The 13673-nt window shown below is 67.3% G+C and carries 10 protein-coding genes; all 10 read right to left on the reverse strand.

Features of this window, described 5'->3' with window-relative positions:
- Positions 1–90: 90 nt before the first annotated feature.
- The 10 genes from acs to FG99_RS32045 all read right to left on the reverse strand — a co-directional run bounded on the left by acs (position 91) and on the right by FG99_RS32045 (position 13644).
- Positions 91–2028, reverse strand: coding sequence for an acetate--CoA ligase (gene acs / locus FG99_RS09660; protein ID WP_043269029.1), 1938 nt, complete (start codon positions 2026–2028; stop codon positions 91–93).
- Positions 2029–2429: 401 nt separating this feature from the next.
- Complete coding sequence (pgi, locus tag FG99_RS09665) at positions 2430–4094, reverse strand: glucose-6-phosphate isomerase (protein WP_043269031.1); 1665 nt, start codon at positions 4092–4094, stop codon at positions 2430–2432.
- Between the two features lie 68 nt (positions 4095–4162).
- Positions 4163–4543, reverse strand: coding sequence for an aspartate 1-decarboxylase (panD, locus tag FG99_RS09670; RefSeq protein WP_009613020.1), 381 nt, complete (start codon positions 4541–4543; stop codon positions 4163–4165).
- 110 nt (positions 4544–4653) lie between these two features.
- Positions 4654–5505, reverse strand: a complete 852-nt coding sequence (gene panC, locus FG99_RS09675) for a pantoate--beta-alanine ligase (RefSeq protein ID WP_043269033.1) — start codon at positions 5503–5505, stop codon at positions 4654–4656.
- Positions 5502–6302 (reverse strand): 3-methyl-2-oxobutanoate hydroxymethyltransferase, encoded by an 801-nt coding sequence (gene panB / locus FG99_RS09680; RefSeq protein WP_009613015.1) that lies wholly within the window; start codon positions 6300–6302, stop codon positions 5502–5504. Before panB ends, panC begins: the two co-directional genes overlap by 4 nt.
- Positions 6303–6426: 124 nt before the next feature.
- Entirely contained in the window at positions 6427–6912 is a 486-nt protein-coding gene (folK, locus tag FG99_RS09685) for a 2-amino-4-hydroxy-6-hydroxymethyldihydropteridine diphosphokinase (protein ID WP_043269035.1), read from the reverse strand.
- Positions 6909–8312 carry a polynucleotide adenylyltransferase PcnB gene (locus FG99_RS09690; protein WP_043269037.1) on the reverse strand — a complete coding sequence of 468 codons (1404 nt, stop codon included), beginning with the start codon at positions 8310–8312 and terminating at the stop codon, positions 6909–6911. The genes folK and FG99_RS09690 overlap by 4 nt, the downstream gene beginning before the upstream one ends.
- Before the next feature lie 757 nt (positions 8313–9069).
- Positions 9070–10506, reverse strand: a complete 1437-nt coding sequence (locus FG99_RS09695) for a sigma-54-dependent transcriptional regulator (protein ID WP_043269039.1) — start codon at positions 10504–10506, stop codon at positions 9070–9072.
- A 26-nt stretch (positions 10507–10532) separates the two neighbouring features.
- Positions 10533–13484, reverse strand: a complete 2952-nt coding sequence (locus FG99_RS09700) for a sensor histidine kinase (RefSeq protein WP_043269041.1) — start codon at positions 13482–13484, stop codon at positions 10533–10535.
- Positions 13468–13644 (reverse strand): hypothetical protein, encoded by a 177-nt coding sequence (locus FG99_RS32045; RefSeq protein WP_003095129.1) that lies wholly within the window; start codon positions 13642–13644, stop codon positions 13468–13470. Before FG99_RS32045 ends, FG99_RS09700 begins: the two co-directional genes overlap by 17 nt.
- Between the last annotated feature and the right edge of the window lie 29 nt (positions 13645–13673).

Below are 13673 nucleotides of genomic sequence, written 5' to 3' on the forward strand. Positions count from 1 at the left end.
ACGAGCTGCAAGCCTCAAGCGTCAAGCTACAAGTGGTGCATACGGTTAGCTTAACCGCAGGCGCTCTGTCTTGCAGCTTGCAGCCGCCCTTCACCTGTTGAGGCGATTGTCGATCAGCCCCTGGACCACGCCGGGGTCGGCGAGGGTCGAGGTGTCGCCGAGGTTGTCCAGCTCGTTGCAGGCGATCTTGCGCAGGATGCGCCGCATGATCTTGCCCGAGCGCGTCTTCGGCAGGCCCGGCGCCCACTGCAGCACTTCCGGCTTGGCGAAGCTGCCGATCTCCTTGCTGACCACCGCCAGCAGTTCCTGCTTCAGCTCTTCGCTGGGCTCGACGCCGTTCATCGGCGTGACGAAGGCGTAGATGCCCTGGCCCTTGAGGTCGTGGGGATAGCCCACCACCGCGGCCTCGGCGATGCCGTCGTGCAGCACCAGGGCGCTTTCCACCTCGGCTGTGCCGATGCGGTGGCCGGAGACATTGATCACGTCGTCGACGCGCCCGGTGATCCAGTAGTAGCCGTCCTCGTCGCGGCGCGCGCCGTCGCCGGTGAAGTAGTAGCCGGGATAGGGCTTGAAGTAGGTGTCGACCATGCGCTGGTGGTCGCCGTAGATGCTGCGGATCTGGCTCGGCCAGCTGGCCTTGATCGCCAGCACGCCGGCGCCGGGGCCGTCGATCTCCTTGCCGTGCTCGTCCAGCAGCACCGGCTGCACGCCGAAGAACGGCAGGGTCGCCGAGCCGGGCTTGAGCGAGGTGGCGCCGGGCAGCGGGGTGATGAGGATGCTGCCGGTCTCGGTCTGCCACCAGGTGTCGACGATCGGGCAGCGCGTCTCGCCGACCACGTGGTAGTACCACTCCCAGGCCTCGGGGTTGATCGGCTCGCCCACCGAGCCGAGCAGGCGCAGGCTGGCGCGCGAGGTTTTCTTCACCGGTTCCTCGCCTTCGCGCATCAGGGCACGGATGGCGGTGGGCGCGGTGTAGAAGATGTTCACCTGGTGCTTGTCGATCACCTGCCAGAAGCGCGAGGCGTCCGGGTAGCTGGGCACGCCCTCGAACATCAGGGTGGTGGCGCCGTTGGCCAGCGGGCCGTAGACGATGTAGCTGTGCCCGGTGACCCAGCCGACGTCGGCGGTGCACCAGTAGATGTCCCCTTCGTGGTAGTCGAACACGTACTTGTGCGTCATGGCCGCGCCCAGCAGGTAGCCGCCGGTGGTGTGCAGCACGCCCTTGGGCTTGCCGGTGGAGCCGGAGGTGTAGAGGATGAACAGCGGGTCCTCGGCGTCCATGGGCTCGGGCGGGCAGTCCTCGCTGACGCCGTGCAGGGCCTCGTGGTACCAGAGGTCGCGGCCCTCGACCCAGGGCACCTTGCCCTGGGTGCGCTGCACCACCACCACGGTGGAGACGTTCGGGCAGTCCTGCAGGGCCTTTTCCACGTTCTGCTTGAGCGGGATGTACTTGCCGCCGCGCACGCCTTCGTCGGCGGTGATCACGGTGTGGCAGTCGGCGTCGAGGATGCGGTCGCGCAGGGAGTCCGGCGAGAAGCCGCCGAACACCACAGAATGGATGGCGCCGATGCGCGCGCAGGCCAGCATGGCGTAGGCCGCCTCGGGGATCATCGGCATGTAGATGCACACCCGGTCGCCCTTCTCCACGCCGCGGCTCTTGAGCACGTTGGCCAGGCGGCAGACATGGCTGTGCAGCTTGCGGTAGGTGATGTGGGCGGACTCGGCGGGGTTGTCGCCTTCCCAGATGATGGCGACCTGTTCGCCGCGCTGTTCCAGGTGGCGGTCGATGCAGTTGTAGGCGACGTTGAGCTGGCCGCCCTTGAACCAGCTGGCCTGGCCGCGGGCCAGGTCGCCGTGGTGCACGGAGTGCCAGGGCTTGAACCAGTCGAGCAGGGCCTTGGCCTGCTCGCCCCAGAACACGTCCGGTTGTTCGATGGATTGGCGGTAGAGGCGCCGGTAGCCCTCCTCGTCGAGGTAGGCACGCTGGCGAACGGCGTCCGGCACCGGGTGAGCGGTGATTTCGAACATGACGATATCCTTGTTGTTGTGATGTTTTGCTAAGGCGTCTGGTTCAAGACTGGGCCAATGCGCGGCCCGGTTCAAGCCTTGGAGGGATGGCCGGCAGTTCGGTTGGGGAGGCGTAGGGCGGATAACGCCCACGGCGTTATCCGCCGTTTGGCCTTGGTGCCCGGCAGCTCCGGGGTTGACCTGGGCGCTGGCTGCGGCCTCGGTGTATCGGCGGATAACCGCGAACGGTTATTCGCCCTACGTCATGGTCGGGCCTGGCGTAGGGCGCATAACGCCTACGGCGTTATCCGCCGTTTGGCCTTGGTCCCCGGCGGCTCCGGGGTTGAGCTGGGCGTTGGCTGCGGCCTCGGTGTATCGGCGGATAACCGCGAACGGTTATTCGCCCTACGTTAGGGCGGGAATCAGCCGCGGTGGCGGCCGCGGAAGAAGTCGATCAGGCCCTGGGTGGAGGCGTCCTCGGCCGGGCTTTCCTCGCTGCCGACCAGGCGCCCGTAGACGGCCTTGCCCAGTTCCTTGCCCAGCTCCACGCCCCACTGGTCGAAGGCGTTGATGCCCCAGAGAATGCTCTGCACGTAGACCTTGTGCTCGTACATGGCGATCAGCGCGCCCAGGCGGCGGGCGCTGATGCGCTCCAGCACCAGAGTGTTGCTCGGGCGGTTGCCGGGGATCACCTTGTGCGGCGCCAGGCGCTGCACCTCGGCCTCGTCCAGGCCCTTGGCGCGCAGCTCGGCCTCGGCTTCGGCGCGGGTCTTGCCCTGCATCAGCGCCTGGCTCTGCGACAGGCAGTTGGCGTACAGCCACTGATGGTGGTCGGCCAGCGGGTTGTAGCTGGAGACCGGGACGATGAAGTCCGCCGGGATCAGCTGGGTGCCCTGGTGCAGCAACTGGTGGTAGGCGTGCTGGCCGTTGCAGCCGACGCCGCCCCAGATCACCGGGCCAGTGCCGGCGCTGACCGGGGTGCCGTCCTGGCGCACGCTCTTGCCGTTGGACTCCATGTCCAGCTGCTGCAGGTGGTCGGTGATGTTCCGCAGGTAGTAGTCGTAGGGCAGGATGGCGTGGCTGCGCGCGCCCCAGAAGTCGCCGTACCAGACGCCGAGCAGGCCCAGCAGCACCGGGATGTTGCGGGCGAAGGGCGCGCTCTGGAAGTGCTGGTCCATGCTGTAGGCGCCGGACAGCAGCTCCTTGAAGTTGTTGATGCCCACCGACATGGCGATCGGCAGGCCGATGGCCGACCACAGCGAGTAGCGCCCGCCGACCCAGTCCCACATGGGGAACACGTTCTCTTCGCGGATGCCGAAGGCCACCGCCGCTTCCTTGTTGCTGGAAACCGCGATGAAGTGGCGGTACAGCTCGGCTTCGTTGCCGCCCTGGGCCAGATACCAGGCGCGTGCGGCCTGGGCGTTCTTCAGCGTCTCCAGGGTGCCGAAGGACTTGGAGGAGACGATGAACAGGGTGGTCTCGGCGTTCAGCTTGCTGGTCAGCTCGCGGAACTCGCTGCCGTCGATATTGGCCAGGTAGTGGCAGCGCACGCCTTTCTGGGCGAAGGGCAGCAGGGCCTCGGAGACCAGCTGCGGGCCGAGGAAGGAGCCGCCGATGCCGATGTTCACCACGTCGGTGATGGGCTTCTCGGTGTAGCCGCGCCACAGGCCGTTGTGCACGTAGCTGACCAGCTCGGTCATCTGGTGCAGCACGCGGTGCACTTCCGGCATCACGTCGACGCCGTCCACCAGCACCTTGTCGCCGATCGGCCGGCGCAGCGCGGTGTGCAGCACCGGACGGCGCTCGGAGGCGTTGATCACCTCGCCGCGGAACATGGACTGGATGGCCTCGCCCAGCTGGGCTTCTTCCGCCAGCTTGACCAGCAGGCCGAGGGTGTCCTCGCGGATCAGGTTCTTCGAGAAGTCGAGGAACAGGCCGCAGGCGCTCAGGGAGAAACGCTCGAAACGCTTCGGATCGCCGGCGAATGCCTGGCGCATGCTGAAGTCCTGCAGATCCTTGCGGTGCTCGGCCAATGCCTGCCAGCTCGGCAGGCGAGTGGCATCCAGCGGGGTGAGGTGGTGTTCCATGCGGTACCTTCGGGGGTGTGACGTGCGTTGGAGCGTGAAAAAGCCCGGGGGTTCCGGGCTTTGACGGTTCAGGCGAGCTGCACCGGGATGGCGTTGCTGGTGTGGCTGAGCTGGTTGCCCGGGGCCATGTAGAGCATGCGCGGCTGGTAGTTGGCGAGCTCGGCGTCGCTGTATTGAGCATAAGCGCAGATGATCACCCGGTCACCCACCTTGGCCTTGTGCGCGGCGGCGCCGTTGACCGAGATCATCCGCGAGCCTTCCTCGCCGCGGATGGCGTAGGTGGTGAAGCGCTCGCCGTTGTCGACGTTGTAGATCTGGATCTGTTCGTACTCGCGGATACCGGCGAGGTCCAGCCACTCGCCATCGATGGCGCAGGAGCCTTCGTAGTCGAGGACGGCGTGGGTGACTTCGGCGCGGTGCAGCTTGGCCTTGAGCATGATGCTGTGCATGGCGGGCGCTCCTGTTGTTGTGGGGCTTGGCGCGGACGGCGGCAGAGTATGCCCAACCTGTTACCCGGCCTCAAGCCGCGTGCGGCGCGGCCTGGGCGGGTAACGGCGGGTCAGTCGAGCTGCAGCGGCAGGTTGTCGATCAGGCGGGTCTTGCCGAGGAAGGCGGCGGCCAGGACCACCACCTGCCGGTCGCCGGCGTCGGCGGGGCGCAGGCTCAGGGCCTCGCGGATCTCCAGGTAGTCCACCCGCAGGCCGGCGGCCTCGATCTGCCGGCGGCCCTCTTCGAGCAGCGCCGGAAAGTCGCGCGAGCCGCCGCGCAGGGCCTCGGCGAGCTGCCGCAGGGTGCGCTGGATGACCGGCGCGCGGGCGCGCTCGTCCTCGTTCAGGTAGCCATTGCGCGAGGACAGCGCCAGGCCGTCCTCGGCGCGCACGGTGGGTTCGCCGAAGATCTGCACGGGGATGTTCAGGTCGCGCACCAGCTTGCGGATCACCGCCAGTTGCTGGAAGTCCTTCTCGCCGAACAGCGCCATGTCCGGCTGCACCATGTTCAGCAGCTTGCAGACCACGGTGGCGACGCCGTCGAAGTGGCCCGGGCGGCTGCCGCCGCACAGCCCCTCGGAAACGCCGGGCACGCTGACCTTGGTCTGGCCTTGCATGCCGTCGGGGTACATCTCTTCCACGCCCGGGGCGAACAGCAGGTGGCAGCCGGCTTCCAGCAGCCTGGCCTGGTCGGCGGCGAGGGTGCGCGGGTACTTGTCCAGGTCTTCGCTGGGGCCGAATTGCAGCGGGTTGACGAAGATGCTGGCGACCACGAAGTCGGCGCGCTGGCCGGCCTTGGCCACCAGGGCGGCGTGGCCGGCGTGCAGGTTACCCATGGTCGGCACCAGGGCGATGCGCTTGCCTTCGCCGCGCGCGCGGGCGACGGCGGCGCGCAGTTCGCGGACGGTCTTGACGGTGTTCATGCGGAGAATCCGTGTTCGGGGCCGGGGAAGGTGCCGTCTTTCACGGCCTTGACGTAGGCGGCGAAGGCGCCCTGGATGCTGTCCTGGCCTTCCATGAAGTTCTTCACGAACTTGGGCGCGCGGCCGGACAGCGACAGGCCGAGCATGTCGTGCATCACCAGCACCTGGCCGTCGGTGCCGGGGCCTGCGCCGATGCCGATCACCGGGATCTTCACCGCTTCGCTGATCTCCTGGCCCAGGGCGCTGGGCACGCACTCCAGCAGCAGCATGGCCACGCCGGCCTGCTCCAGGGCGATGGCGTCGGCGCGCAGCTGGCGGGCCTGGGCTTCCTGGCGACCCTGGACCTTGAAGCCGCCGAACAGGTTGACCGATTGCGGAGTCAGGCCCAGGTGCGCGCACACCGGCACGCCCATCTGCGCCAGGCGCACGATGGGCTCGGCCAGCCAGGCGCCGCCTTCGAGCTTGACCATGTGGGCGCCGGCCTGCATGACCTTGACCGCGTCGTCCAGCAGGCGCTGCAGCGAGGTGCCGGAGGCGAAGGGCAGGTCGGTGACGATCATCGCGCCCTGGTTGCCGCGCTTCACGCAGGCGGTGTGGTAGGCCATTTCCTCGACCGTGACCGGCAGCGTGCTGTCGTGGCCTTGCAGCACCATGCCGAGGGAGTCGCCGATCAGCAGCATCTCCGCGCCCGCGGCGCTGGCCGCCTGGGCGAAGGTGGCATCGTAGGCTGTGAGCATCGCGATCTTCTCGCCGCTTTGCTTCAGGCCTTGCAGGGTGGTCAGGGTGACATCAGGCATGAAAACGGTCCTCGTTGGGCCGGCTGGCGCCGGCGCGGGGCACCTATAGTCCGGATGGGGCGGAGCGAAGTCAATCGCAGGTGTTACCGGACTGTTACGGCGTTACCGCCAACTGGGGTGACGATCAGGATAGCCGTTCGAGACCGGCGAATGGGCAATCCGCCAGCAGTTCCGACAGGCTGCGGCCGTCGGGCAGGCGCAGCTGCGGCGCCAGGTCCGCCAGGGGGTAGAGGACGAAGGCGCGGGCGTGCATGTGGTAGTGCGGCACGGTCAGGCGCGGCTCGTCGAGCTGGCGCTCGCCGAACAGCAGGATATCCAGGTCGAGGGTGCGCGGGCCCCAGCGTTCGTCCTTGCGCACGCGGCCCTGTTCCAGCTCGATGGCCTGCAGGGCGTCGAGCAGGGCCAGGGGCGCAAGCTCGGTGTCCAGCGCGGCCACGGCGTTGACGTAGCGCGGCTGGTCCGGCGGGCCCAGCGGGTCGCTGATGTAGAAGGGCGAAACCGCGGCCAGCGTGGTTTGCGGGATGGCCCGCAGGGCTTCGATGGCGGCGCGCAGTTGGCCCAGGGGATCGGCAAGGTTGCTGCCCAGGCCGAGATAGACGCGCTCGCTCACTCGTTGCCGGCCCCCTCGCTGCGCGGGCCACGGCGGCGACGGCTAGCACCGCCGCGGCGACGCTTGCGCGGGGCAGCGCCGCCATCGTCCGGGCTGGCCGCCAGGTTGCGGATCATGCCGCGGCGTTCGCCGTCGCTGGCGTCCTGGTAGTCGGTCCACCAGTCGCCGAGGCCGCCGGTTTCCTCGCCGGCGCTCTCGCGCAGCAGCAGGAAGTCGTAGCCGGCGCGGAAGCGCGGGTTCTCCAGCAGCAGATCGGCGCGCTTGCCCTGGCGTCGCGGCAGGCGTTCCTGCATGTCCCAGATCTCGCGGATCGGGATGGTGAAGCGCTTGGGCACGGCGGTGCGCTGGCACTGCTCGCTGATCAGTTCGTGGGCGGCTTCCTGCATCGCCGGGATCGGCGGCATGCCGCGCTCCTGCAACTGCGCCACGCGCGCCGGCAGGGCCGGCCAGAGCAGGGCGGCGAAGAGGAAGGCGGGAGTGACCGGCTTGCCCTGGTGGATGCGCAGATCGGTGTTGGCCAGGGCCTGGCGGATCAGCTTGCCGGTGTACTCCGGGTCGCGGGCCAGGGCCTTGGCGCTGGCCGGGAACAGCGGGGCGAACAGCTCGTATTCGAGCAGCAGCTCGAAGGTGCGCTCGCCGCGGCCGCTGAGGAACAGCTTGAGCACTTCGTCGAACAGCCGCGCCGAGGGAATCTCGCGCAGCAGCGGCGCCAGCTTGCGGATCGGCGCGGCGCTGTGCTTCTCGATCTCGAAGTCCAGCTTGGCGGCGAAGCGCACCGCGCGCAGCATGCGCACCGGGTCTTCGAGGTAGCGCTGCTCGGGGTCGCCGATCAGGCGCACCAGGCGGTTGCGGATGTCGTGCACGCCGTGGGCGTAGTCGAGGATGCGCTCGTCGCTGCAGTCGAAGTACAGGGCGTTGATGGTGAAGTCGCGGCGCTGGGCGTCGTCTTCCAGGGTGCCGTAGACGTTGTCGCGCAGGATGCGCCCGGCCTCGTTGCGCGACGCCTGGTTGCTGTCGCCTTCGCCTTCTTCCTGCGGGTGGTGGGCACGGAAGGTGGCCACCTCGATGATCTCGCGGCCGAAATGCACGTGCACCAGCTTGAAACGCCGACCGATCACCCGCGCGTTGCGGAATTCGGCGCGCACCTGCTCGGGGGTGGCGCTGGTGGCCACGTCGAAGTCCTTGGGGGCGATGCCCAGCAACTGGTCACGGACGCCGCCGCCGACGATGTAGGCCTGGTATCCCGCCTTCTGCAGCCGGTCCACCACGCTCACCGCATGCCGGCTGAACTGCTCGCGACGCAGCGGATGCTGGTTGCTGCCGACGATTTCCGGAGTGGTGCGGACTGCGCGCTTGCGGCGCAAGGGAGAGCGAAGGGAGGAGATCAGCTTTTTCAGCATGGAGGCACTATTAACAGGTTGGGGTGGATTGCGTCGCGCAACGCAGCGTGCCCTGGCCGGTGGTCGCAGTCGGCAGGCAGCCCATCATGCTTGAAAAGCATGGCCAGCGGAAACAATCGGCGGTAATTCTGATGCGTTGTATATCCGAACGGGTTCGGATTCTAGCATCGGGGCGCAGGAGATGGGGAACGAAGGAAGGAGAGGGAAGCAGGGGAGAGCGGGGAAAGCTACTGGGGGAGCCGAAGCTCCCCCCCAAGTAGGTGCGTGCTTTGTTCTTGTTATGATGCCGGGCTTGTTGTTTTTGTTTGTAGACCCGTCCTCGAGGCTAGCCGCTTCGAGGCATTCCCATTCGGGATCGACAAGAGCAAACGGATTGCTTTGGTCGCTGAGTGAGCAGTGATCTTTCGATCCAACCGATTTCGCCGCTGCCTCGAGGCAGTTTTATTGTTCTTCGATCGGTTGCGGGATTTCTCCCGCCAGCTACTCTCCTCCAAAAGAATCAGTTAGCTGCGCCTCCGCGATTTTGTTTTTGTTGTGCTGGAGTCGTTACGTGTTGTTTTTGTTCTGTGGTTTCGTGCTTGTTATTGTTGTTGTGCCAATAACAAAGCAGATGCCGTGCCAACTTTTGAGAATCCTTATTTTTCAAGGGTTTAGCTGTAGGAAGGGGTTTCGGGCAGGCACAAAAAAGCCGGGTTATCGTTACCGATGAACCCGGCTTTTGTTACGCGGGATGTCCGCGGTAACAGCTGTGCGCACCTCAGGAGTCGGCCGAGGCCCCCGACTTGCGCCGCGGGATGCCCAGGCGCTGGCGCCGTTCCCACAGGCATTTGCGGCTGATACCCAGCTTGCGGGCCAGCTCGGTCTCGGTCATGTGGTCCTGGTGCTCGAGGACGAAATGCTGGAAGTAGTCCTCCAGCGACAGGTCCTCGGTGGGCTCGTGGTTGTTGGCCGCCACGGCGTTGCGCACCTCCGTCTCGTCGACGAAGTCGTCCTCCAGATCGTCCAGCTCGATGTCGATGCCCAGCAGGTCGGCGGGGATTTCCTGGCCTTCGCTGAGGATCACCGCGCGCTCGATGGCGTTCTCCAGCTCGCGCACGTTACCCGGCCACGGGTAATGGCGGATGGCCTGTTCGGCCTCGTGGGAGAAACTCAGCGGGGCGCGCCCCATCTGCGAGCACTGGCGCGCCAGGAAGGCGCGGGCGATCTCCATCACGTCGCTGCCGCGCTCGCGCAGGGGCGGCAGCTTCAGCGAGATGACGTGCAGGCGGTAATAGAGGTCTTCGCGGAACTGCCCGGTCTTGGCCAGCATCTTCAGGTCGCGGTGGGTGGCGGCGATCAGGCGCACGTCGACCTTCTGCGACTGCACCGAGCCGACACGGCGGATCTCGCCTTCCTGCAGCACGCGCAGCAGGCGGGCCTGGGCTTCCAGCGGCAGTTCGCCGATCTCGTCGAGGAACAGGGTGCCGCCGTCCGCGGCTTCCACCAGGCCGGCGCGGCCGGCGCTGGCGCCGGTGAAGGCGCCCTTCTCGTGGCCGAACAGTTCGGATTCGATCAGGGTTTCCGGGATGGCCGCGCAGTTCACCGAGATCAGCGGCGCCTTGGTGCGCTTGGACAGGTTGTGCAGGGCGCGCGCCACCAGTTCCTTGCCGGTGCCCGACTCGCCCTGGATCAGGACATTGGAGTCGGTGGGGGCGACCTTGCGGATCTTCGAATACAGCTCGAGCATCGGCGGACAGGAGCCGATGATGCCGATCTCGCCCTCGGCCGGGGCGGCGTTACCGTTACCGCGCTCGCCCGCCGCGCGGGTGTTACCCCGTGCCTCGGCGCTGGCGCCACGGCCTTCCTGGCGGTCCTTGAGGATGCGCGCCACGGCCTGGAGCATCTCGTCGTGGTCGAAGGGCTTGGCGATGTAGTCCACCGCGCCCATCTTCATCGAGTCCACGGCCGAGCGCAGGCTGGCGTAGCTGGTCATGATCAGCACCGGGGTGCCCTGGGCCAGCTTGATCAGTTCGGTGCCGGGGGCGCCGGGCAGGCGCAGGTCGCTGACGATCATGTCGAAGGACGGAATGCTGTAGCGCTCCTGGGCCTCCTGGACCGAGCCGGCCTCGCTGACCTGGTACTGGTTGCGCTCGAGCAACCGTCGCAGGGCGGAACGGATGATGGTTTCGTCTTCGACGATGAGGATATGTGCCATGTATTCAGCTCTCTCGACGTGCTCGTCTACTGCTCGGCCGTCGGGCCAGGATGCCGCGGCAAGGTCACGCGGATGCGGGTGCCGCATTCGCGTTCCGGATCGGCCGGGCTGTCGATGGTGATCTGCCCATAATGCTCTTCCACGATCGAATAGACCAGTGCGAGGCCCAGGCCGGTCCCCTTGCCGGGGTCCTTGGTGGTGAAGAAGGGCTCGAACAGGCGATCGATGATGGACTTGGGAATGCCGCTGCCTTCGTCTTCGACGATGAGGTCGACGGTGTTCTCCGAGGCTTCGCTGCGTACCCGTATGGCGCCGCCGGGCGGGGAGGCGTCGCGGGCGTTGGACAGCAGGTTGATGAGTACCTGGGCCAGGCGCTGGGCATCGCCCTCCACCCAGTGGTCCGGGTCGCACAGGTTGAAGAACTGCACTTCGACGCTGCGCCGGTTCAACGATAGCAAACTGATGGCTTCCTGGGTGACGTCGGCCAGGCATACCGGCTCGGCGGCCACCTGCTTGCCGCCGGCGTGGGCGAAGCTCATCAGCGACTGGACGATGCGCGAGACGCGCTTGGTCTGTTCGAGGATCTGCGCGCTGATCTCGGTCAGTTCGCCGTCGCCCTCGCGCTCTTCACGCAGGTTCTGCGCCAGGCAGGCGATACCGGTGATGGGGTTGCCGATCTCGTGGGCCACGCCGGCGGCCAGGCGGCCGATGGAGGCCAGGCGCTCGGAGTGGATCAGCTTGTCTTCCAGGGACTGCGTCTCGGTGAGGTCCTCGACCAGCAGCACCAGGCCGCTGTTGCCCGGCGCCAGGGGTTCCTCGATGGCCGCCTTGTGCAGGTTCAGCCAGCGCGTCTGGCCGTCGATGGCCAGGCGCTGCTTGTGCAGGTGCTGGTCGGGGGCCTCGATGAAGCCTTCCAGCAGGCCCTTCCAGGGATCCGGCAGGGCCGACAGGCGCGAGCCGACCACGCGCTGCGCGGGCACCCCGGTGAGTTCCTCGATGGCGCGGTTCCACATCAGCACTTCCTGGTCCTTGGCCAGCGAGCACACGCCCATCGGCAGGTCCTGAAGGGTCTGCCGGTGGTAGCGGCGCAGGGCGTCCAGTTCCGCGGCCAGGCCGGTGAGCCGCGAGTGGTAGTCCTCCAGGCGGCTCTCGATGAAGTGGATGTCCTCGGTGACGTAGCTTTCGCTGTTGGCCTTGTAGGGCAGGAAGGTCTCGACCATGTCCTGGGCCACGCTTGGGCCCATCAGCCCGGAGAGGTTGGCCTCGATGCGGTCGCGCAGGCGGCGCAGGGCATAGGGGCGGCGCTCGTCGAAGGGCAGGTGCAGGTCGCGCAGGGCCTGCTCCACTTCCTTCTGCGCGGTCTTGGCGCCCAGCGGCTTGGCCAACTGGCTGGCGAATTCCTGCGGCGAGACGGCGAGCAGTTCGCGGCGCTGCGGGCGGCGCACGTTGTCCACCGCGCAGGCTTCGGCGGCGCCCTTTTCCTCGTCGCTGGGCTCGCTGAACAGCGACACCAGGGTGAACACCAGCACGTTGGCCGCCAGCGAGGCGAGGGCGGCCAGGTGCCAGCTGGCCTCGTCGAGCACGTACAGCGAGTCGAACAGCGGGATGTGCAGGGTCTGCACGTTGCCCATCAGCGGCACCAGCATGGTGGCGCCCCACACCAGCATGCCCGCCAGCAGGCCGGCGATGAAGCCGCGGCGGTTGGCCGCCGGCCAGTAGAGCACCGAGAGCGCGCCGGGGAGGAACTGCAGGGTGGCGACGAAGGAGACGATGCCCAGGTTCGACAGTTCCTGCTCCGAGCCCAGCAGCAGGTAGAAGCCGTAGCCGAGCAGGATGATGGTGGCGATCAGCGCCCGCCGCGTCCATTTCAGCCAGCGGTAGATGTTGCCCTCGGCCGGCGGCTGGTACAGCGGCAGCACCAGGTGGTTGAGGACCATGCCCGACAGCGCCAGGGTCATCACGATGATCAGCCCGCTGGCCGCCGAGATGCCGCCGATGAAGGCGGCCAGGGCGAGGGCCGGGCTGTCCACCGCCATGCCCAGGCCGAGGGTGAAGTATTCCGGGTTGGTCGAGGCGCCCAGGTGCAGGCCGGCCCAGAGGATCGGCGGCACCGCCAGGCTCATCGGCAGCAGGAACAGCGGCAGGCCCCAGCTGGCGCTGAGCAGGGCGCGCGGGTTGAGGTTCTCGGTGAAGGTCATGTGATACATGTGCGGCATCACGATGGCCGAGGCGAAGAACACCAGCAGCAGCGTGCGCCAGGGGCCTTCGGCCAGCGGCGTGTGCAGGGTGCTCAGGGCCTCCTGGTTCTGCAGCAGCCACACTTCCAGGCCGTCGGGGCCGCCGAACACGCCGTAGAGGGCGAACAGGCCGATGGAGCCCAGGGCGATCAGCTTGACCAGGGATTCGAAGGCGATGGCCATCACCAGCCCTTCGTGGCGCTCGCGGGTGGCGATGTGGCGGGCGCCGAAGAGGATGGCGAACAGGGTGATCAGCGCGCAGAACGCCAGCGCCGCGCTGTTGGCGTCGGCGCCGCGGGTCAGCAGGCTGATGGAGTTGGTCACTGCCTCGATCTGCAGGGCCAGCATGGGCAGCACGCCGATCAGCATGAACAGCGTGGTCAGCGCGCCGGCCCAGGTGCTGCGGAAGCGGAAGGCGAACAGGTCGGCCAGCGACGACAACTGGTAGGCGCGGGTGATGCGCAGGATCGGGTAGAGCAGCACCGGCGCCAGCAGGAAGGCCCCGGACACCCCCAGGTAGATGGCCAGGAAGCCGTAGCCGTACTGGTAGGCCAGGCCGACGGTGCCATAGAAGGCCCAGGCGCTGGCGTAGACGCCCAGCGACAGGGTGTACACCAGCGGGTGGCGCACCAGGCGGCGCGGCACGTAGCCGCGCTCGGTGATCCAGGCGACACCGAACAGGGTGGTCAGGTAGACGGCGCTGATCAGGATCAGCTGGGTGAGGCTAAAGCTCGTCAGCATCGCGCTGGCTCTGCAGGATGAAGGTCACGACTATGAGAATCAGCCACAGCAGGTAAGGGCGATACCAGGCGCCGTTGGGGTCGATCCACCAGTCCATGATGGCGGGCGAGAACAGGTAGATGCCCACGACCAGGAGCAGCACCAGTCGGTAGATGTACATGTCATGCCTCTCGTTGTGCGGACGGCAGG

Source organism: Pseudomonas sp. AAC (genome assembly GCF_000725445.1).
Taxonomy (GTDB): Bacteria; Pseudomonadota; Gammaproteobacteria; order Pseudomonadales; family Pseudomonadaceae; genus Pseudomonas; species Pseudomonas citronellolis.